This window comes from Rouxiella badensis (genome assembly GCF_026967515.2).
Lineage (GTDB): Bacteria > Pseudomonadota > Gammaproteobacteria > Enterobacterales > Enterobacteriaceae > Rouxiella > Rouxiella badensis.
In genome coordinates this window covers 2,427,611-2,445,695 of sequence record NZ_CP114062.1, presented here as the reverse complement: position 1 = coordinate 2,445,695, position 18,085 = coordinate 2,427,611, and the positions used below count along the sequence as shown (strand labels likewise).

Annotated in this window: 25 protein-coding genes; 12 read left to right on the top strand and 13 right to left on the bottom strand. The window is 49.7% G+C overall.

Going from position 1 to position 18,085, the window contains the following annotated elements; translation table 11 throughout:
- Window positions 1-65: 65 nt before the first annotated feature.
- Window positions 66-497, top strand: a complete 432-nt coding sequence (locus O1V65_RS11335; protein ID WP_017491950.1) for a lysozyme inhibitor LprI family protein — start codon at window positions 66-68, stop codon at window positions 495-497.
- Window positions 498-621: 124 nt separating this feature from the next.
- Here O1V65_RS11335 and mnmA read toward each other — a convergent pair whose 3' ends face one another.
- The 3 genes from mnmA to rluE all read right to left on the bottom strand — a co-directional run bounded on the left by mnmA (window position 622) and on the right by rluE (window position 2,965).
- Window positions 622-1,731: a tRNA 2-thiouridine(34) synthase MnmA gene (gene mnmA, locus O1V65_RS11330; protein ID WP_017491949.1), complete on the bottom strand. Its 1,110-nt coding sequence runs from the start codon at window positions 1,729-1,731 to the stop codon at window positions 622-624.
- Between the two features lie 168 nt (window positions 1,732-1,899).
- Window positions 1,900-2,346, bottom strand: a complete 447-nt coding sequence (locus O1V65_RS11325; protein ID WP_017491948.1) for an NUDIX hydrolase — start codon at window positions 2,344-2,346, stop codon at window positions 1,900-1,902.
- On the bottom strand, window positions 2,339-2,965 hold the full coding sequence (gene rluE / locus O1V65_RS11320; RefSeq protein WP_017491947.1) for a 23S rRNA pseudouridine(2457) synthase RluE: 627 nt from the start codon (window positions 2,963-2,965) through the stop codon (window positions 2,339-2,341). The genes O1V65_RS11325 and rluE overlap by 8 nt, the downstream gene beginning before the upstream one ends.
- Before the next feature lie 132 nt (window positions 2,966-3,097).
- Here rluE and icd point away from each other — a divergent pair, with 132 nt between their 5' ends.
- Entirely contained in the window at window positions 3,098-4,351 is a 1,254-nt protein-coding gene (gene icd, locus O1V65_RS11315) for an NADP-dependent isocitrate dehydrogenase (protein ID WP_017491946.1), read from the top strand.
- 85 nt (window positions 4,352-4,436) lie between these two features.
- Here the strand turns inward: icd and O1V65_RS11310 are convergent, their stop codons facing one another.
- On the bottom strand, window positions 4,437-4,661 hold the full coding sequence (locus tag O1V65_RS11310) for a hypothetical protein (protein WP_017491945.1): 225 nt from the start codon (window positions 4,659-4,661) through the stop codon (window positions 4,437-4,439).
- Window positions 4,662-4,971: 310 nt separating this feature from the next.
- Between O1V65_RS11310 and O1V65_RS11305 the strand changes: the two genes are divergently transcribed.
- Window positions 4,972-5,259 carry a hypothetical protein gene (locus tag O1V65_RS11305; RefSeq protein WP_017491944.1) on the top strand — a complete coding sequence of 96 codons (288 nt, stop codon included), beginning with the start codon at window positions 4,972-4,974 and terminating at the stop codon, window positions 5,257-5,259.
- A gap of 42 nt (window positions 5,260-5,301) precedes the next feature.
- Here O1V65_RS11305 and O1V65_RS11300 read toward each other — a convergent pair whose 3' ends face one another.
- The 3 genes from O1V65_RS11300 to O1V65_RS11290 all read right to left on the bottom strand — a co-directional run bounded on the left by O1V65_RS11300 (window position 5,302) and on the right by O1V65_RS11290 (window position 7,635).
- Complete coding sequence (locus O1V65_RS11300) at window positions 5,302-5,514, bottom strand: hypothetical protein (protein ID WP_017491943.1); 213 nt, start codon at window positions 5,512-5,514, stop codon at window positions 5,302-5,304.
- 172 nt (window positions 5,515-5,686) lie between these two features.
- On the bottom strand, window positions 5,687-7,324 hold the full coding sequence (locus O1V65_RS11295) for an ABC transporter substrate-binding protein (RefSeq protein ID WP_269130494.1): 1,638 nt from the start codon (window positions 7,322-7,324) through the stop codon (window positions 5,687-5,689).
- A 119-nt stretch (window positions 7,325-7,443) separates the two neighbouring features.
- Window positions 7,444-7,635: a YdfD/YebW family protein gene (locus tag O1V65_RS11290; RefSeq protein WP_017491941.1), complete on the bottom strand. Its 192-nt coding sequence runs from the start codon at window positions 7,633-7,635 to the stop codon at window positions 7,444-7,446.
- Window positions 7,636-7,755: 120 nt separating this feature from the next.
- Between O1V65_RS11290 and O1V65_RS11285 the strand changes: the two genes are divergently transcribed.
- The gene (locus O1V65_RS11285) at window positions 7,756-8,001 is read left to right on the top strand and encodes a DUF2766 family protein (protein WP_017491940.1); all 246 of its coding nucleotides are present in this window, start codon (window positions 7,756-7,758) and stop codon (window positions 7,999-8,001) included.
- A 62-nt stretch (window positions 8,002-8,063) separates the two neighbouring features.
- Here the strand turns inward: O1V65_RS11285 and O1V65_RS11280 are convergent, their stop codons facing one another.
- A complete protein-coding gene (locus O1V65_RS11280) occupies window positions 8,064-8,300 on the bottom strand; it encodes a YobH family protein (RefSeq protein WP_017491939.1) in 237 nt (78 codons plus the stop codon).
- Window positions 8,301-8,591: 291 nt separating this feature from the next.
- On the opposite strand from O1V65_RS11280, the gene mgrB reads away from it, so the two are divergent.
- From mgrB to cspE, 7 genes are all read left to right on the top strand, one after another.
- The gene (mgrB, locus tag O1V65_RS11275) at window positions 8,592-8,720 is read left to right on the top strand and encodes a PhoP/PhoQ regulatory lipoprotein MgrB (RefSeq protein ID WP_376783539.1); all 129 of its coding nucleotides are present in this window, start codon (window positions 8,592-8,594) and stop codon (window positions 8,718-8,720) included.
- Window positions 8,721-8,823: 103 nt separating this feature from the next.
- Complete coding sequence (locus O1V65_RS11270; RefSeq protein WP_017491937.1) at window positions 8,824-9,093, top strand: YebO family protein; 270 nt, start codon at window positions 8,824-8,826, stop codon at window positions 9,091-9,093.
- Between the two features lie 126 nt (window positions 9,094-9,219).
- Window positions 9,220-9,522 (top strand): phage protein NinX family protein, encoded by a 303-nt coding sequence (locus O1V65_RS11265; RefSeq protein ID WP_017491936.1) that lies wholly within the window; start codon window positions 9,220-9,222, stop codon window positions 9,520-9,522.
- Window positions 9,523-9,658: 136 nt separating this feature from the next.
- On the top strand, window positions 9,659-9,895 hold the full coding sequence (locus tag O1V65_RS11260; protein WP_017491935.1) for a DUF4060 family protein: 237 nt from the start codon (window positions 9,659-9,661) through the stop codon (window positions 9,893-9,895).
- 254 nt (window positions 9,896-10,149) lie between these two features.
- On the top strand, window positions 10,150-11,136 hold the full coding sequence (locus O1V65_RS11255; RefSeq protein WP_084912431.1) for an MBL fold metallo-hydrolase: 987 nt from the start codon (window positions 10,150-10,152) through the stop codon (window positions 11,134-11,136).
- A gap of 1,199 nt (window positions 11,137-12,335) precedes the next feature.
- Window positions 12,336-12,452 carry a DUF2627 domain-containing protein gene (locus tag O1V65_RS11250; RefSeq protein WP_081601405.1) on the top strand — a complete coding sequence of 39 codons (117 nt, stop codon included), beginning with the start codon at window positions 12,336-12,338 and terminating at the stop codon, window positions 12,450-12,452.
- 41 nt (window positions 12,453-12,493) lie between these two features.
- Complete coding sequence (gene cspE / locus O1V65_RS11245; RefSeq protein WP_002221949.1) at window positions 12,494-12,703, top strand: transcription antiterminator/RNA stability regulator CspE; 210 nt, start codon at window positions 12,494-12,496, stop codon at window positions 12,701-12,703.
- 63 nt (window positions 12,704-12,766) lie between these two features.
- On the opposite strand, the gene O1V65_RS11240 is transcribed toward cspE, so the two are convergent.
- Window positions 12,767-13,486: a purine nucleoside phosphorylase YfiH/LACC1 family protein gene (locus tag O1V65_RS11240; protein ID WP_227952781.1), complete on the bottom strand. Its 720-nt coding sequence runs from the start codon at window positions 13,484-13,486 to the stop codon at window positions 12,767-12,769.
- 226 nt (window positions 13,487-13,712) lie between these two features.
- Between O1V65_RS11240 and rlmA the strand changes: the two genes are divergently transcribed.
- Window positions 13,713-14,543, top strand: coding sequence for a 23S rRNA (guanine(745)-N(1))-methyltransferase (gene rlmA, locus O1V65_RS11235; RefSeq protein WP_269130493.1), 831 nt, complete (start codon window positions 13,713-13,715; stop codon window positions 14,541-14,543).
- A gap of 68 nt (window positions 14,544-14,611) precedes the next feature.
- Here rlmA and O1V65_RS11230 read toward each other — a convergent pair whose 3' ends face one another.
- From O1V65_RS11230 to manX, 4 genes are read right to left on the bottom strand one after another with little or no spacing between them, the layout of a single operon-like run.
- On the bottom strand, window positions 14,612-15,070 hold the full coding sequence (locus O1V65_RS11230) for a DUF986 family protein (protein WP_269130492.1): 459 nt from the start codon (window positions 15,068-15,070) through the stop codon (window positions 14,612-14,614).
- A 56-nt stretch (window positions 15,071-15,126) separates the two neighbouring features.
- Entirely contained in the window at window positions 15,127-15,969 is an 843-nt protein-coding gene (locus tag O1V65_RS11225; RefSeq protein WP_017491928.1) for a PTS mannose transporter subunit IID, read from the bottom strand.
- Window positions 15,970-15,980: 11 nt separating this feature from the next.
- On the bottom strand, window positions 15,981-16,781 hold the full coding sequence (locus O1V65_RS11220; protein WP_017491927.1) for a PTS mannose/fructose/sorbose transporter subunit IIC: 801 nt from the start codon (window positions 16,779-16,781) through the stop codon (window positions 15,981-15,983).
- A 10-nt stretch (window positions 16,782-16,791) separates the two neighbouring features.
- Entirely contained in the window at window positions 16,792-17,763 is a 972-nt protein-coding gene (gene manX / locus O1V65_RS11215) for a PTS mannose transporter subunit IIAB (RefSeq protein ID WP_084912434.1), read from the bottom strand.
- Between the last annotated feature and the right edge of the window lie 322 nt (window positions 17,764-18,085).

Below are 18,085 nucleotides of genomic sequence, written 5' to 3'. Positions count from 1 at the left end.
CGCCAGTCTGCCCACGGAATACGTGCAGAACCTGCTTTTACGTTTTCATAAAAAAGGAATAAAAGATGAAGAAGTTATGGCTGCTTATACTGTGTCCGAGCGTTTTGCTGACCGCTTTGGCCGCCCATGCCGAGGTGCCGGGAAAGGCTATCGATCAAAAAATTGAGGCCTGTTCAAAAAAGGCGGTCTCGACGCTGGATTCAGAGGCCTGTCTGCAACAGGGCTACACCGACTGGGACAAAGAGCTTAACGTACAGTATCAGGCGCTGCTCAAGGGGCAACCGGCGGCGGTTAAAAAGGCTATCGTCCAGTCACAGCGCGACTGGCTGACTTATCAGAAATCGTATTTTAACGCGTTGGACAATTTTTATCGCCAGCAGCAGGGAACCGTCTGGGGCATCGTGGATGCGCAGGCCAAGCTCGATTTTATCCGCCACAAGGCGATTGAATTAAATGCTTTTGCAGGGAGTCTGGATTTAAGTAACGGGCAGGGCTAAACCCCTCAGGATTTCATGCTGGAACGGCGTTGAAAGTTCTCGTTCACCCCCAGTCACTTACGGGTGTAAGCGTCTGGGGGTGCATTCGGTTGCCGTTATCGGGTATTGCGAGACTTGATAAGGCTTATTGCGTCAGCGGAATACGCTGTTCAATCACGCCGCCGCCAAGGCAGACTTCGCCCTGATAGAACACGGCGGACTGACCCGGGGTGACGGCTGCCACCGGTGATTCGAAGCGAACCTCGATGCGGTTGTCATCCAGAGGTGTCACCACGCACGGAATATCTTCCTGACGGTAACGGGTTTTCACCACGCAGTTAAACGGCGCGGTAATCGGCTGGCGATCGACCCAGTCAAGCTGTTGGGCAATCAGGCCGACCGACATCAGACGCGGGTGCTCGTGCCCCTGTGCCACATAAAGGATATTGTTGGCGACGTCTTTATCGACCACGTACCACGGATCTTCTCCGCCGTCCTTTTGTCCTCCAATCCCGAGGCCTTTACGCTGACCCAGCGTGTGGTACATCAGGCCCTGATGTTTACCCATCTCTTGACCCTCGACGCTTTTAATCACGCCAGGTTGAGCAGGCAGATAGCGGCCGAGGAAGTCACGGAATTTACGCTCACCGATAAAACAGATGCCGGTTGAATCTTTCTTCTTGGCCGTGACCAGCTCTTGCTCTTCGGCAATGCGACGAACCTCTGGCTTTTCAAGCTCACCCACCGGGAACAGGCTTTTGGCAATCTGATGGCTGCCCAGCGTATAAAGAAAGTAGCTCTGGTCCTTGTTGCCGTCCAGACCGCGCAGCAGCTGGCTTTGACCGTCAACGTCGTGACGACGGACGTAGTGACCGGTGGCAATATAGTCTGCACCCAGGTCCTCGGCAGCGAACTCGAGAAACGCTTTGAACTTAATCTCTTTGTTACACAGAATATCCGGGTTTGGCGTGCGTCCTGCCTTATATTCCTGCAGGAAATGTTCGAACACGTTGTCCCAATACTCTGCCGCAAAATTGATGGTGTGCAGCTTGATGCCCAGTTTGTCACTTACCGCCTGTGCATCGGCAAGATCGGTGGCTGCGGAGCAATATTCTTCATCGTCGTCCTCTTCCCAATTCTTCATAAAGAGTCCCTCGACCTGATATCCCTGCTGTTGCAGCAGGTAGGCAGATACCGAGGAGTCGACGCCGCCGGACATTCCGACGATCACTTTTTTCTGGCTGTTGTCTGACATAGCAGTTCCAAAACATAGAGTCATAACCCGTTAAACGCCGCCCACACGAGGATGAAGGCCGCGTGCCAACGACGTTTTGTTCGGGGGCATAAAAAATAGCAGGCAGAATTTTATCACGTTGGCCACCTTGCTGCACCGGTGATTGGTGCGCAAGACGGAGATAGGACGTTAGTCGGGCAAGTTGTAATTGCCGAACAGCGCCAGCGGGTAGCGCGCGGGCTGCTGATACAGGCGAATACTCTCGGCAACCAGCGGTGAGCGCAGTTCTTTAGCGTTGAAGATCTCGTCGGCGGTGAGCCAGCGGCAGCCAGAAATATCGCTATCCTGCGGGAAAGTCGGCACGATTTCCGCTAAATCAATCACGAAGGTGAAACGCAGAAAAGGCGTCTCATCGGGCGCCTGCCACTGATGCAGGCCGAGAAAAAACTGCGGCGATGCGTCAATGCCGGTCTCCTCGAACAGCTCGCGGCGCACGGCGGTGAGCAGCGTTTCATTGGCCTCGAGATGTCCGGCGGGCTGGTTCAGCGTCAGCCTGTTGTTGATGATTTCTTCAACCAGCAAAAACCGCCCCTCTGCCTGCACAACACAAGCAACGGTGACGTTGGGTCTAAACATAAGGTATTTCCTTCCATTGTCCCGGCGCCAGGTTATCGAGCGTCAGGTCGCCCATGCTGTAGCGGATAAGTCGTAATGTAGGATAGCCGATGTTTGCCGTCATGCGACGAACCTGACGGTTTCGACCCTCATATAGCGTGATTTTGAGCCAGCTGGTGGGAATGCTTTTACGCTCACGAATCGGCGGAACACGCGCCCATAGCCACTCGGGTTCGGGAACAAGCTCAATGCCTGCGGCCAGCGTTTTACCATCTTTAAGCTCCAGCCCGCTGCGAAACGCTTTCAAAGAGAGGGCGTCCGGCTCACCTTCCACCTGCGCGTAATAGACCTTGGCCGTCCGTTTTCCCGGCTGGGTTAACGCAGCCTGGAGTTGACCGTCGTTGGTCAGCACCAACAGGCCTTCGCTGTCTCTGTCCAGACGACCCGCCGCATACACGTCGCTCACGGGGATGAAATCCTTCAAAGTGGTACGACCTGCCTCATCGGTGAACTGCGGCAGCACGTCGAATGGCTTGTTGAAAAGCAGGACTTTACGCTCTTTTTTCAACGAAGTGCTTTCCCGATGTGGCTTGGTGCTGAAACGTTTAACTTGGTGATTTTTAAAAGGGAATTTTTTCATAGTCGTTGAAGTAGCCGAGAATTAGAGCATTATACTTGAAAATTGTTTGCGATTGGCGTCGTGAAAATAATCAAGTAGTATTGACTCGCATCTTACAAATCATTAACAAATAGTGCGCTAAAGGAGAGATTAATGGAAAGCAAAGTTGTTGTCCCTACTGAAGGTACCAAGATTACCGTTGATGCCAAAGGTAAACTGGTTGTTCCAAATAATCCTATTATCCCTTTTATCGAGGGTGACGGTATTGGTGTTGATGTAACCCCGGCAATGCTTAAAGTTGTCGATGCAGCTGTTCAGAAGGCTTACAACGGTGAGCGTAAAATTTCCTGGATGGAAATTTACACCGGTGAGAAATCTGTAGAGCTGTACGGCCAGGACGTGTGGCTGCCGCAGGAAACGCTGGATCTGATCCGCGAATATCGCGTTGCTATTAAAGGTCCACTGACCACTCCGGTCGGCGGGGGTATTCGTTCTTTAAACGTCGCACTTCGCCAGCAGCTTGACCTTTATATCTGCCTGCGTCCTGTGCGTTATTACACCGGCACGCCGAGCCCGGTTAAACGCCCTGAAGATATTGATATGGTTATCTTCCGTGAGAACTCCGAAGATATTTATGCGGGTATCGAATGGAAAGCCGGTTCTGCCGAAGCGGATAAAGTCATTAAGTTCCTGCAAGACGAGATGGGCGTAAACAAAATTCGTTTCCCTCATGACTGCGGCATCGGCGTGAAGCCATGTTCCGAAGAGGGCACTAAACGCCTGGTACGTGCAGCGATTGAATACACCATCACTAACGATCGTGATTCACTGACGCTGGTACACAAAGGCAACATCATGAAATTCACCGAGGGTGCGTTCAAGGATTGGGGTTACCAGCTGGCTCGCGAAGAGTTTGGCGGTGAGCTGATCGACGGCGGACCTTGGGTTAAAATCAAGAACCCGAACAACGGCAAAGATATCATCATTAAAGACGTGATTGCCGATGCGTTCCTGCAACAGATTCTGCTGCGTCCTGCTGAATACGACGTGATTGCCTGTATGAATCTGAACGGCGACTACATCTCTGACGCCCTGGCGGCGCAGGTTGGCGGTATCGGTATTGCGCCGGGGGCCAACATTGGTTCCGACTGTGCGCTGTTTGAAGCCACCCACGGTACTGCACCGAAATATGCCGGTCAGGACAAAGTGAACCCAGGCTCAGTGATCCTTTCTGCGGAAATGATGCTGCGCCACCTGGAGTGGTTCGAAGCGGCTGATCTGATTGTTAAAGGCATGGAAGCGGCGATTGCCAAGAAAACCGTGACCTATGATTTCGAACGTCTGATGGAAGGCGCTAAGCTGCTGAAATGTTCAGAGTTCGGCGATGCGATGATCGCCAATATGTAATTTCGGGAAACCGGAATACATAAAAAAGGGAGCCTGAGGGCTCCCTTTTTATTCGCTTACAGTCTGCTGTAAGTAGCCCGGCAGATTACTGCTGTTTCTGCGCTTCGGCGGCCTTCTCTTTTTTGGCTTTTGCCGCCATGTGGTGGCCGACGACACAGCCGCCAACGGCACCTAATACGGCGTGGTGATGCGCAACGTGGCCCGCGACAGCGCCAACGGCCGCGCCTTTCAGGCAGCCTTCAGCGTGAGCAAAAGTCGTTGCTGACATCAGCGTAGCGAAAACGATAAAGCAACAGGAAATCTTACGCATAGAATTATATCCCCAAAGGAAAGAATAGACTCATTATTAACATGTCATAACTTCCAGCCTGCTGTCATGGTGCCTTCTGTAAGCAATTACTGCTTATGTTACGCATTATGTAGCCTTCGAGCTTGAATATAGAGCACAGAAGGGAATAAAAGCCTGCCGACCTTTACAATTATATGCACGGTCCTGTCATTATTTGTGCAGGAGCGGGATTGGTTTACCGCAGATTTTGTTCTAAAGTGGAATAAACTGTATGAAATTCACTCAATATCACCGCAACAGTTTTCACTGCGAGACAAAGAGGGGTGCCGCTATGTCCAATCAAGAGCAGTTTGAGGTGCTGATGGCGCGTATTGACGCGCTGGAAGAGCGCGAAAAACAACTTACCTATGCATCGAATGCTTATCAGGCAATCCTGACCACGCTACTGGGCAATCTTGATAAAACCACGCGTGACAAGGTGATCCATATGGTCGATCAAGCCCATGATATCGCCTATGCCAGAGCCAATATCGAGCAGAAAGGCAATATCCTCGGGGCCGATGATATTACCCAGCGCATTTTCCTGTTTGCTCAAGGGCGTGCGTCTCAATCCCGCTAACCTGGACAAGACAGCGCTGCTTTACCCTTTAGCATCAACAGGCTATGAGCGCCTGTCTGCTTTTAGCAGGTTAACCGCAGCCCCAATCAAGATACGCTGCTGAACGCCCGCAGTGCTCAGTTTATGTTCCAGATAATCAATTAACGAATCTGCCGTGAGGGGCTCGCCGCGATGGCGTAGCTCAATCACTCCCTCACCAATAATGCGAGCAACTTCGTCCCAAAGGGGTTGGATCTCGCTTTCCGAGAATTGCATAAGGCCTCCCATCTGTACGAATGATGTTCAATTTATCATCTGAGACACCGGTGGCAAGGCCTATTCGGCGAACAGTTGGGGGCGGATTATCGGCAACATCGAGGGGAATTTAGAAATGAGCCCCGCCTTTCAGGGAGTTGGCGGGGCTTTTTAGTCTGAGTAGAATCTAAAATCAGTGTTTAATCACATACAAATTTTTTGCAAAAACCCTTCCCTGCGGATCGTGGTCATCAAAGCCGCCGATATAAGGCTTAACCAGCTTGGCGCTGACATAGTGATAAAGCGGAACCACCGGGGCCTGAGTATTCAGAATATCCTCAGCCTTCTGATAGTCCTTTTGTACCTGATCTTTGCTGGTGGCCGCCAGCGCATCGTCGAGCACCTTATCATAGTCGGCGTCGTGGAATTTCGGGGTATTCTCGCTGTTATCACTGCGGAAAGTATTCAGGAAGGTCGAGGGTTCATTATAGTCGGCTATCCATGCATAACGCACCACGTCGTAGTTGCCCTGATGCATGGTATCCAGCATGGTCTTCCATTCCTGATTCTGCAACACTGCCGTCACGCCCAGATTTTTCTTCCACATTGAGGCGGCTGCAATCGCGATGTGCTGGTGTGATTCGCTAGTGTTATAAAGCAGATTGAATTTCAGAGGATGCTGTGGACCAAATCCGGCCTCGGCTAACAGCTTGCGGGCCTCGGCGTTACGCTGATCCTGCGTCATATTGGCGACAGCCGGTAATTTGAAAGTGTAGCCGCCCGTATTATCTGGGGTAATGGTATACGCCGCCGTTTGGCCTTGACCCAACACTTTATCCGCGATGATGCCGCGGTCTATTCCCAGACTCAACGCCTGACGTACACGGACGTCGTTAAATGGCGGTTTCTGATTATTAAACGCGTAGTAATAGACCCCGAGGTAAGGGCTGGTGTGAACCTGCGAACCCAGCTCTTTCTTCAGTGAGGCAAACTGAACTTCAGGAATGGTCAGGGTAATATCAATCTCACCGGCCTTGTAACGGTTGACGTCTGCGGCACCTGAAGCAATGGGCAAGTAAGTGACCTGTGAAAGAACGGTATGCGCATTATCCCAGTAATTCGGGTTGCGCTCGGCGACCACGCGCTCATTTACTGTCCAGCTTTTGAGCTTGAAAGGCCCGCTGCTGACCAGATTACCCGGCTGCGTCCATTTATCGCCATACTTCTCAACGTCGGCCTGACTGACCGGGAACAGAGAATAGTGTGAGATCATCTGCAGGAAGTAGGACATCGGACGGTCGAGCTCAACCTGCACGGTCTGCGCATCTAGCGCCTTGACGCCGAGCCTGTCGGGCGACGTTTTACCTGCGATAATGCTGTCGGCGTTCAACACGTGCACCGTGCCAAGGTAGCTTTCATAAGGGGAGACGGTTTTGGGATCGATAAGACGTCGCCAGCTGTAAACCACATCCTGCGCAGTAATCGGTGAGCCGTCCGACCAGCGTAATCCCGGACGTAAATGAAACACCCAGGTTTTATTATCTTTGGTGTCCCAGCTTGCCGCTAATTCAGGGCGCGGATTACCGTTATCATCGATGCTGACCAATCCGACAAACAGGTCGCTCAGGATGTTGCTTTCCACACTGCTTTCGGCTTTATGAACGTCCAGGGTGGCAGGTTCAGAACCGTTGTTACGCACAATTTCCTGTTTTTGAGCAAGCACGACGCCCTGAGGTACGGTGGCTGCCTGAGCCATTAGCGGAGATAAACAAAAGCCTGAAATCAACAGTACAAGAGGAAGTCGTTTTCCGAAGGTGTTGCTTCTTTGCATCGCTATTTTCCTATTTCAATTAATATATTAAATATCAATGAATAACAGGTAATTGATAGCGCTATTGCTAAGAATAATCAACGTTTAATGATTGGATTTGCGTTAACGGCGCTTAAGTTTTAAAAATCAGCATGGGAATGAGCAGGGATCCAGTCGCCATCGATAAACTCTTCAATGGGATAACACCCTGCCTGATGCAGCCCCTGTTGGCGCATGGCGATGTGGCATTCCTGAACTGTATCAAAGGCATCGACCACCATATCGTCGCATCCACCACCCAGATAACATACTGTGAGAACCAGTGCGAACATCATTGCCTCCTCTGCAATTTACCTCATTAAGCATAGAAGCTCTGATGAAATTCAACAGCGACGTGTTATCCTTTGCGCCGAATTTTTTACGCTTAAATTGAGTACCGAGGAGTTACGGGGATGTCAGAGAGCTTATCTAAAGAGCAGGAACTTGAGTCAGATTTGGTTGCGTGCCAGCTGGTTATTAAACAAATTCTGGACGTTATTGACGTTATCGCGCCGACCGAAGTGCGTGACAAAATGTCTCACCAACTGAAAAGTATCGATTTTAGCACCCATCCTGCCGGTGCCGATCCTGTTACTCGTCGTGCGATTGAGAAAGCGATTTCGCTGATTGAGCTCAAGTTTACCAAGCACGACAGCTAAGAAAGAAGAAGTGTGGTTATAACCCGCAGAAAACTGCGGGTTATTCTCTATTTTACAGGATGTTATGACTTATCTACCACCTCGCTGACCTGTTTCAGAATCGGGCATTTTGCTACGCCAACGATACCACTGTCAGAGTGGAGATACTGCGAATCAACAATTCCGCGTGCCGTCAAATATTGGCATTTAAGTCCCAGTCCCGCTGCATTTTCACTGCTGCCTACGGTTACCCCATAGCCTGAAAACAGGAAAACAGCATAAATCACCGCCAGTACGATTATTGTTTTAATGACGCCCATTTCTTACACTCCCTTTATGGCTTAAGCCGACACTGAGTATAATCGTATACTGCTCTGCAACGCTTCTCTAATTCTCTGAAAAAAATCATGAAAAAAAGGATCGTCAGATGCATTAAAACGGCTAATGAGTTCATTGGGACTGCTCCGTTTTAATATTGTTTAACTTATACAGAGTAGGATAGGTTATGTTTTACTTCCTTTCGGACGCAGATATTGGGCAGCAATAAGCGCGTGATAAATCCTAAGAGATCTGCCATAAAACTGAAAAAACCCATTTTTTCTGTCAGGAGAATCGCTGCTTTCATCGTTTTCCTGCTGCTCTGTATTGGGCTTTATCTACTGGCACTTAACAGCTATTGCGATCAAGGCGGTAACTTCGATCTCGGGATTTGTTCAGTGACCTCATTTATTCCCTGGTAGGGCCAAAAGCCTGTCAGAAGCTTCTGTTTTTTTGTGAATACCTTCCCTGTACAGCAGACGATGATAAGATACTCGTCTGGTTAATCACGTTGTAGGGTTGTCAATGTTCGATCAAGTAATTGGCCAATCTGGTCTGGCCCCAATAGTGTTAAGCCTCTTGGGCGCACTGTTATTTTTACTGGTATGGTTTGTTGTCAACCGTTCCAGTGTCAAAGCGAATCAACAGGTGCAGCTGCTGACTGAAATTGCCGATCAGCAACGCCGTCAAACCGAACTGCTGGAGCAGTTAGTCAAAGCGCAAGGTCAGGGTTCTCTGGAGAACAACGATGACGACTCTGCGTATAGCCTCAAGGGCTTCATCCCGGAAAGATAATCATATCGTTCGAAAAATAACGGGTTGAAAGAAGAAACCGCTCTCAACAGGCGGTTTTTTCGTTCATAAAAGTGTCTTATTTCTGCTGTAACTTGTTCAATAACAACTCAGCAGGATGATTACCAGATGATTAAATGGTCTGAAGAACACGACAACGAACTGAATCACAACATCGCTTTACTGACTGGAGAAGATCCAGATAAATGGTATCCCTACGGCGGTGTGAAAGGAAAAGACTACTGCAACAACCCCTCCGACGCTTGGCCGATTATCTGCGCCAATAAAATAAGCCTTAATTTCAATGAATTGCCAGAGAGTAAAGACTGGTCTGCGCAGATTTCAAGCGCCGAAGGCCAATGGCAGGCCCGTTGCGCCAGGCCACTCCGTGCGGCAATGATTTGTTTCTTGTTAAGTAAGACTTGCGCGTAACAAAAAGCGCAGAGATACTCATTCTGTTACAAGCTATATACAAAGCAGTGATTCGAATAAGCATCGCATAAAGCGATGCGTATCAAGTGATTAATGTTTCCTCATTTTGACAGTAGTGTCTAAGGCGGAGTCCATTATGAAGCGCATCATTAAAGGTGATAAAACTCTCTCTCATCTGGTCGTGGCTCATGCAGCCATAGACAGTCATGAAAAAGCCTTCGGTAAAAGACGCCAGGGCTGGCCCTCAACTTACCTGATCAAATACAAAGACACGCGTGTTGCCGTAGAAGTCGTTACGCGCAGGCAGTCTTACGTTGCGACATTAATGATTGGAGCCCGAAACCTTACCAAGCTTTGTGGGATGGCAGCCTGAGTCCAGGCTGGCAGTGTAGACATCTGACTAACCTGTTTTTGTAATAGCCGCAAACCCCGCCGACGCTTAACCTCGTCGGCGGGGTTTTTTTGCCTGAGTATCGCTTAAAAATTCCTGACATTAGCTTAAGTGGCTTTACATACACCGTCTTGCACTTTTTGTAGTGAAAACCTTCAAACCTTTATGCTACTAAAGAGAAAGAGGTTGGTTTTTTATCAACTTTTCCTACAAAAAATTTATCGATAAGGGAAATCATGGCCGAAAAAAATCCCTATTATGATCCTGCAAAACCTCACCATACGCCGTACGGATTTACTAATCCTGAACCCGAAACGCGAAAAGAGGGAGATCTCAAACGCTGGCGTCAGGAGCGCAAAAAGCAGGGATTTCCGCGTCCGCCTGGCAGGGGATATGAGCAGTTCATTCGCGAGTGGTGCCAGAAACCCGATTTTAGCGGGACCGAAGACAGACTGTGGTTTTTGGGGCACGCCTGCCTGCTGCTGCGTGTAGCAGGTCGCTATATTCTGACCGATCCCGCGCTGTCTGAACGTGCTTCGCCGCTGAGTTTTTATGGCCCGAAACGTAAGACGCCTGCCGCAGTGACGGTGGCCGATTTACCGGTGATCGACTATGTCCTCATCTCCCATAATCACTACGATCATCTGGATAAATCGACCATTCGCAAGCTGGTCAAACGTTTCCCACAAAGTATCTTTATGGTGCCGCTGGGCATGAAACCCTGGCTGGAACGCCAGGGGGCTCATTACATCGAAGAAATGGACTGGTGGGACGCATTGGTGCTTGACGGGGTGAGCTTCCATGCGGTACCCGCACGACACTGGAGTATGCGCACGCCGTGGGACCGCAATCGCTCGCTGTGGTGTGGATGGGTGGTAAAACACCATGAGCTAAACTTCTATTTTTCCGGTGACAGCGCCTACAGCGACCAGTTTGCCGAGATTGGCGAACGTCTGGGGCCCTTTGATATTGCGGCAATTCCGATTGGCGCCTATGCACCAAGATGGTTCATGCATTCTCATCACATGGACCCGCAGCAGGCCGTACAGGTGTTCAAGGAAACGAAATGTCATCGTGCCGTCCCCATACATTGGGGGGTATTTGAATTGGCCGATGAGTCTCTCGATGAACCGCCAAAGGAATTACGTGTCGCGATTGAAGAGGGCGGTCTAAGCGGTGAAAATTTCGCGCCGCTAAAAATAGGCGAACATATTTCGCTGTAAAAATGTGGGCGTTTTATTTTCTTACCTGTAGGAAATAGCGCCTTCATTTCTTCAAACGAGATATTTTTTCATGCAAAAACTAGTCGAGATTTCCCGTCGCTTACCGATTCTTGTATAAATGATTAACATTTTGTTTACTTTATTGCTTCACATTTGATGATAGTCATAGTTCCACTATTCAGAACAATGGGTTGTTAAGTCTCGTTATTGCCATTCTTTCCAAACATAATTTGATTTTCCCCATGGCGTTTAGAGGATTTCACCTTTGTTACTCTGCCCACTGAGCGGGAGCTTCGCCGTAAGCTGCTCCGGCTCTGGGGTCCCCGCGTGCTTGGGTGATGAAGGATGAGAAAATGTGTGCCGGGCGTAGAACAAAAACCGCAAAATAATGAGGGGAAATAATAGAAATGCAGCATGGCTCACGGTTATTCTAAATTTAAATATTGAAATAGCTATGCGTTAATTTGAATATGCCGTCTGATTTTTGTGCAAATGCTTTAATATAAAATTCACTGGCCTGTAAATCTCATGCAGTATAAGGGTTATTGCAAAGTGCTTATTTATTGATCCGGATCAAAAAAGTTCTCTTTGACGAATTTTATTACATTCTTGATCTCCTATTTCCGCATTCTAAATGCGCACGCTAAAGGTGCAGTAGAATAGAGTGCAGCAATTGTTTTGCACCACAGTAGTACTCTACTGCCTGTTTTGACGAGTAGTTATACAATCAATTTCTTTAGAAGCCTGTACATCCTTTGTGCAATTGCACGGCTTCGCCGTAACGCCTCTTTGACGGGCGCGCCGGGCTAACAATGTGTAAGAGAACCCTGCTATGACTGAAGAGGGCGAGTTGAAATCAGGTTTTAATTTGCCACCAGAAGTGTTGAAAAACTTGCGTAAAATCGATTTGTGTTATATCAAATACAATAATGATTCAATTAAAGCTGATTTTTAGTCTTACGGTTTAGCGTTTATTGATCAATACTCTAGTTTGAGTGGTTATAGATTTGATTGTCAGCCCTGCTTTGTTGAAAGCAGAAAATAGCAGACCTATCAACCTATTTTCGCCTTACTTAACAGTAAGTGCGATTAACCGGCTCAAATATGTGCGACAAGTCCATCGCTGATTAAAAATGGCTTGCCATTGAATTCAGAGTATGTGATAACGCATCTGGGTAAAACGAGGTACAGTTCTGTATATGTGTGGCATTTTCAGTAAAGAAGTTTTGAGTAAAGACGTTATCGTTGAATACCGCTTCTCTGCCGATTTTTATCTTGGTGCCTCAAGCAGTAACGACTCAAGTTTGTCTGTGTAACGCCGCAGGGCGGTTTAAACAATCCAAAGGAAATACTCAAAATGGCAAAGATCAAAGGTCAAGTTAAGTGGTTCAACGAGTCTAAAGGTTTCGGTTTCATCACTCCAGCTGACGGCAGCAAAGACGTGTTCGTACACTTCTCTGCAATCCAGGGTAACGGTTTCAAAACCCTGGCTGAAGGCCAGAACGTTGAGTTCGAAATCCAAGATGGCCAGAAAGGCCCATCTGCAGTTAACGTAACTGCAATCTAAGCAGCGTTAGCTGTAAAAAAAACCCGCCAATGTGCGGGTTTTTTGTTTTTGTCCCCTGCACATTTACGCAGGCAGGATGAGAATACCTGATTGTTGGTTACGGCCACTGATGCCTGGAATCTGAGGGTCTCTCGCGCGCTGTAGGCTGTTGCGACGAAAGCTGGTGTATTTGAATTTCGGTGCTGACAGCTCATGGCGCGGATTTTGAGTACAAAGGGTACAGCTGCCCGCAAAGTCTACTGCGGAGAATCCGGCCTGGGTCAGTTTGGCAAACGCAATGGCGGGCAGATCCAGATGGCGGTAAGAGGGTGAAATCAACGTCGGCGGTAAATCCAGGCCACGCCTAAACTCAGTCACCAGTTCCTCGCTCACCTCATAGCAGCACGCCCCTATGGCAGGGCCAATAGATGCCACCCAATCCTGCGTAGTACTCTGCTGATTAATGCGAGCGGCCATCTGCTCAATGATTCCATTGAGCAGTCCGCGCCAGCCTGCATGGACTACGGCAACCGCCTTTCCCTGACGATGGCTGAAGACTATCGGCAAACAATCGGCGGTAAAGACGGTAAGCAGAATTCCCGGCTGTTCGGTATAGAATCCGTCTGCCTCCCCACAGGCCTGCTGCGGCTGCATCACATCGACAATTCTGACGCCATGCACCTGTTTCTTTTCGGGCAGGGTAGCGCTATACGGCTGGAGCGATTCGGGTAATAACGCTTCTTTACTGCCAAAACCGTGCCTGACGGCGGGAATTTGGCTGAGCAGGGTAGACATATCACTCATGACATCACTTTTGGTTAAAAACATCGGTTAATGGGAAAGATTCAGAAAGCGCGTCAAAGCAGTGTAGTAGCCTCGCAGGCCGCTGACCATCGCATTTTCATCTATGTCCCCGCCCGATAAGGGCAAAAGTTGCAACTGGCAGTCGGCTTCTTTAGACTTAGCGCCAGCAACCCTGCAAGACACCGGCGTGTCACTATTCCCGGTCTTCACCTTTCTGGAAACCTGCATGACCTATCAATGTCCTCTTTGTCATCTCCCTTTGCAACGCCTTGATAAACAATGGCGCTGTGAGAATAATCATCAGTTCGACAATGCCAAAGAGGGATACGTCAACCTGCTCCCGGTCCAACACAAGCGTTCGAAGCAGCCTGGCGATAGCGCCGAAATGATGCTCTCACGGCGAACCTTTCTTGAAGGAGGCCACTATCAGCCGCTGCGGGATAGGCTGGTGGCGCTGCTCAATGAGCATCTGCGGAGCGATGCCGACGCGCTGCTGGATATCGGCTGTGGGGAAGGGTATTACACCTCGGCGATAGAGCAGGGGCTCAATGCCAGCCGCAAGATGCAGGTCTACGGTCTTGATGTCTCGAAGGTCGCCATTCGCTATGCGGCAAAACGCTATCACCAGGTCGAATTTTGCGTGGCCTCGAGCCATCGTCTGCCTTTCGCCGACGACTCTCTGGACGCCATTGTGCGCATCTACGCCCCCTGCAAGGCCCCTGAGCTGCATCGTGTGCTGAAATCCTCTGGGCTGGTGCTTACCGTTGCACCGGGGCCAAGGCATCTGTATCAGCTGAAGGCGTGCATTTATGCCGACGTTCAGCTTCACAGCGACGCCGAAGAGAGTCTCGAAGGTTTTGAACGCATCAGCACCGAGTCGCTCGGCTATGAGATGGCCCTTGATGGCAAGCAGGCGTTTAATTTACTGCAGATGACTCCCTTTGCATGGCGCGCCACAGAAGCGTTGATGCAGAGTCTTTCTCAGCGCGAAGCCTTTGCCTGCGAAACGGACTTTGTAATTAGCCTGTTTCGTCGCAAAGAGGAGGTAGACGCTTAAAGGTTATTCGAGAGTCAGTCAGGCGGAGAGTCCGCCTGATTTCAATGAATGTTGGGGGGGTAACAGCCTTACTGGAAGTTAACCATCAGCTTGTAAATTCTCTCAAGGTCGTCTAACTCGCGAACCCTCACCAGCAGTTTCTTCTGTTCGAGCTGAATCACCAAAATCCCGTCTTCAGACAGATTCATCGCCTTGATTCTGTCATAGGTGATAAAGATATTGGCGTAAAAGAATCCGCCCGCTTTGAACAACATCTTGGGCCAGCGAATAAAGGAGTTATAAAACGCAATCAGGGCCAGACTAATGAGCAAATAGGTGGTCACGGTACTGCCGTGGGCATTCAGGTTGTTATAGAGCAAAATGGCCAGTAGCCCGATAAAGATAATCGCATCAAGCTTGTTTCTACGCTGTAGCTTAACCCTAAGCAGGGTTTCTCCCTTCTGTTTGTCCATGAGGAATTCATCATAAATCGCATACGCCAGCAGAAAAATAATAAAAATGATCAACGCAATATCTGTGACCGACATCCCTTTCTCCCAATAAAAAACCGGGGGCTTTGAAACCCCCGGTGGATGTTCAGCGCTTAGCGACCCAGCAGGCCAATCCAATAACCGAAAATACCCAGTACGAAGAAGCCCATGATAATCCACAGCGCATTGACTTTCTTACGCAGCAGCCACATACAGCCGAAGGTCAGCAGCAGCGGCACCAAGCCAGGCATCAGCTGATCGAGAATGCCCTGAACCGTGGTCACCGTTGTTTGCCCGGTATGGTCGGTAATTTTGGACACCACTAACGGAATGTTTACGTGGGTCCACTTATTGACCAATGCCCCCATGACAAAGAGGCCGAGAATGGACGCCCCCTCGGTCAGTTTTTGCAGGAAGCCGCCGCCCATATCGCTAACGATATCGACCCCTTTCTTGTAGCCGTATGCCACGCCGTAATAACGGTTAAGCAGGCGAACCAGGTTGAACAGGAAGAAGAACAGCAGCGGGCCAAGCAGGCTGCCACTCATTGCAATTCCCGCGCCAAGCGCTGCAAATACCGGACGCACCGTCCCCCAGAAGATAGGGTCACCTACGCCAGCCAGCGGCCCCATCAAACCGACTTTCAGGCCGTTAATGGCCGCGTCGTCGATAGGTGCGCCGTTGGCACGCTGTTCTTCCATCGCCAGCGTTACCCCCAATACTGGGGCGGCGACGTAAGGGTGGGTGTTAAAGAACTCCAGGTGGCGTTTAATCGCCTGTTTGCGATCGTCGTTGTTTTCAGGATAAAGACGACGAATGACCGGCACCATACAGAAGCAGAAGCCCAGTGCCTGCATACGTTCGAAGTTCCATGAACCCTGGAACAGGTTGGAGCGTAGAAACACACCGCGAATATCGCCAGGCGTGAGTTTTTTTACTTGAGTTTGATCAACCATTTCTCTCACCCTTAGTCCAATTCGTTGTCGAGGTCGTTAACGCCATGAGCCGGTCCGGCAGCCTGTGAAGACTTGTTGTATTTTGGACTCAGCTGGATATAAAGCACTGCCATCACCACGCCGATTACGCCCAGCGCAACCAGGTTGAAGTTGGTGAATGCGGCGGTCACGAAGCCCAGATAGAAGAAAGGCATCAGGTAGCCAGCACGCATCATGTTGATAACCATGGCGTAACCAACAACCACAATCATGCCACCGGCGATGTTAAGACCGCTGGTTACCACTTCAGGGATTGAGTTCAGCATGCTTTGAACCACGCTGGTACCGACTGAAACCGCTACAATCGCCGCAGGGATAGCGATACGCATCGCCTGCAGAATCAACGCGGAGACGTGTATCCAGGAAATCGCACTGAGATTCCCCTTTTCGGCAGCCTTGTCGGCGGCGTGCTGGAAGGCGACGGTAATGGTACGGACGATGATGGTTAATACCTGACCGGCGGCGGCCAGCGGAATAGCCAGCGCGATACCGGCACCAATCGACTGCCCACCTGCAATAACCAGAATGGTAGAGATGATTGAGGCGAGGGCGGCATCTGGTGCAACGGCAGCACCGATGTTCATCCAGCCTAAGGCGATCATTTCCAGCGTACCCCCGATAATGATCCCGGTTTTCATATCTCCGAGAACAATACCTATCAAGGTACAGGCGACGAGCGGACGGTGAAACTGAAATTCATCGAGGATGGATTCCATCCCTGCAATACATGCGACAATAAATATCAGCACAATTTGTAGTGTGGTGATCTCCATTGACCTTCTCCTAATTCATCTTGTTAATCAAATCCATCATCTTCACACGGCTGTCTGAAGACACTTTGCGCACTTCGAGTTCGATACCTTTTTCATTTAATTTCTTAAATGCTTCGATATCTTTCTGATCAACGGAGACGGCATTGGTGACCTGGGTTTTCCCCTGTTTAAAGGCCATGCCACCAATGTTGATCGACGTGACTTTGACTCCGCCTTCTACCACACGCAGGACGTCGGTAGGATTGGTGAAGAGCAGCATCACGCGATCGCTGGCATATTTCGGGTTGTCATAGACGCGAATGGCCTTAGCAACATCAACCACGTGGGCGGTGACACCGGGAGGGGCAACCTGGGTCAGCAACGTTTTGCGCACGGTGTCGGCGGCGACTTCATCGCTGACGACGATAATGCGGTTAACGTTGGTTTCCTTGGTCCAGCGGGTCGCGACCTGGCCGTGGATCAAACGGTCATCGATGCGGACAAGGCCGATTTTCATGTGGTCATTCGGGCCGAGGGCTTTGGCTGGCGCGGCAGGTTTAGCAGCCACCGGGGCAGTAACGGGTTTTTCAGCGTGGGCTTCCGGTTCGACAAACTTCAGCGCTCTGACGCCAAGACGGCCGGTTTCCAGCGCAATGCTTGTCAGTTCACTGAGGGATGGGTTGTCGTCGCGTCCCATAAAGGTTTCGACCAACATAGGGACGTTAACGCCGGTAACGACTTCGTAGTTTTCGCGATCAACGCAGATACGGTTAGCGGCGTTGAACGGGCTGCCGCCCCAGGTATCAACCAGAAACAGAACGCCGCTGCTGGTGTCGAGATGTTCAAGTTTTACATTATATTTTTCAAACAGTGTATCGGCATTTTCCCCTGGGACGAAGTCGATAAAGGCGACGTTTTCTTGGTCGCCTATTAACATTTCCGTCGTCTTTAGCAGCTGTTCAGCCGCCAAACCATGAGTGCCGATGATAATAGCTATACTCACCTGCTACCTCCTCTTGTGACCCGCTTTGCGAGTCCTGCACTTAGTGATAAAGCTTTTTTAATTCGCCAACAGATTCCCTTGACGAATGCTGTGTTCCCTACATTATTTTTGAGTTAAAAAAACTCTCTAATCCTTTTGTTTCTGAAAAATCAATAACCAAACATCGAAAAAATCTGTCGAAAGTATCGACTGGATTTATTTTAGTGCGTGAAAAAATAAATTTTGTGACCCCTGTCTGCTATTCAGAGACGAATTACCCCGCGTTAACCCTGTTTTCACGATTTAAATGATTTACCGCATAAAACAACATTGAGCATAGGCA

What these genes read in the sequence shown, in the direction of transcription:
- icd (WP_017491946.1), top strand. Translation starts at nt 3,098, where the DNA reads ATGGAAAGCAAAGTTGTTGTCCCTACTGAAGGTACCAAGATTACCGTT.
- rlmA (WP_269130493.1), top strand. Translation starts at nt 13,713, where the DNA reads ATGACCTATCAATGTCCTCTTTGTCATCTCCCTTTGCAACGCCTTGAT.
- O1V65_RS11240 (WP_227952781.1), bottom strand. Translation starts at nt 13,486, where the DNA reads ATGAGTGATATGTCTACCCTGCTCAGCCAAATTCCCGCCGTCAGGCAC.
- O1V65_RS11265 (WP_017491936.1), top strand. Translation starts at nt 9,220, where the DNA reads ATGATTAAATGGTCTGAAGAACACGACAACGAACTGAATCACAACATC.
- cspE (WP_002221949.1), top strand. Translation starts at nt 12,494, where the DNA reads ATGGCAAAGATCAAAGGTCAAGTTAAGTGGTTCAACGAGTCTAAAGGT.
- O1V65_RS11260 (WP_017491935.1), top strand. Translation starts at nt 9,659, where the DNA reads ATGAAGCGCATCATTAAAGGTGATAAAACTCTCTCTCATCTGGTCGTG.
- rluE (WP_017491947.1), bottom strand. Translation starts at nt 2,965, where the DNA reads ATGAAAAAATTCCCTTTTAAAAATCACCAAGTTAAACGTTTCAGCACC.
- O1V65_RS11230 (WP_269130492.1), bottom strand. Translation starts at nt 15,070, where the DNA reads ATGTCGGTCACAGATATTGCGTTGATCATTTTTATTATTTTTCTGCTG.
- O1V65_RS11300 (WP_017491943.1), bottom strand. Translation starts at nt 5,514, where the DNA reads ATGCAATTCTCGGAAAGCGAGATCCAACCCCTTTGGGACGAAGTTGCT.
- O1V65_RS11280 (WP_017491939.1), bottom strand. Translation starts at nt 8,300, where the DNA reads ATGGGCGTCATTAAAACAATAATCGTACTGGCGGTGATTTATGCTGTT.
- O1V65_RS11270 (WP_017491937.1), top strand. Translation starts at nt 8,824, where the DNA reads ATGTTCGATCAAGTAATTGGCCAATCTGGTCTGGCCCCAATAGTGTTA.
- O1V65_RS11310 (WP_017491945.1), bottom strand. Translation starts at nt 4,661, where the DNA reads ATGCGTAAGATTTCCTGTTGCTTTATCGTTTTCGCTACGCTGATGTCA.
- O1V65_RS11290 (WP_017491941.1), bottom strand. Translation starts at nt 7,635, where the DNA reads ATGTTCGCACTGGTTCTCACAGTATGTTATCTGGGTGGTGGATGCGAC.
- O1V65_RS11225 (WP_017491928.1), bottom strand. Translation starts at nt 15,969, where the DNA reads ATGGTTGATCAAACTCAAGTAAAAAAACTCACGCCTGGCGATATTCGC.
- O1V65_RS11250 (WP_081601405.1), top strand. Translation starts at nt 12,336, where the DNA reads ATGTGTGGCATTTTCAGTAAAGAAGTTTTGAGTAAAGACGTTATCGTT.
- O1V65_RS11255 (WP_084912431.1), top strand. Translation starts at nt 10,150, where the DNA reads ATGGCCGAAAAAAATCCCTATTATGATCCTGCAAAACCTCACCATACG.
- O1V65_RS11325 (WP_017491948.1), bottom strand. Translation starts at nt 2,346, where the DNA reads ATGTTTAGACCCAACGTCACCGTTGCTTGTGTTGTGCAGGCAGAGGGG.
- O1V65_RS11305 (WP_017491944.1), top strand. Translation starts at nt 4,972, where the DNA reads ATGTCCAATCAAGAGCAGTTTGAGGTGCTGATGGCGCGTATTGACGCG.
- O1V65_RS11220 (WP_017491927.1), bottom strand. Translation starts at nt 16,781, where the DNA reads ATGGAGATCACCACACTACAAATTGTGCTGATATTTATTGTCGCATGT.
- O1V65_RS11285 (WP_017491940.1), top strand. Translation starts at nt 7,756, where the DNA reads ATGTCAGAGAGCTTATCTAAAGAGCAGGAACTTGAGTCAGATTTGGTT.
- mnmA (WP_017491949.1), bottom strand. Translation starts at nt 1,731, where the DNA reads ATGTCAGACAACAGCCAGAAAAAAGTGATCGTCGGAATGTCCGGCGGC.
- O1V65_RS11335 (WP_017491950.1), top strand. Translation starts at nt 66, where the DNA reads ATGAAGAAGTTATGGCTGCTTATACTGTGTCCGAGCGTTTTGCTGACC.
- O1V65_RS11295 (WP_269130494.1), bottom strand. Translation starts at nt 7,324, where the DNA reads ATGCAAAGAAGCAACACCTTCGGAAAACGACTTCCTCTTGTACTGTTG.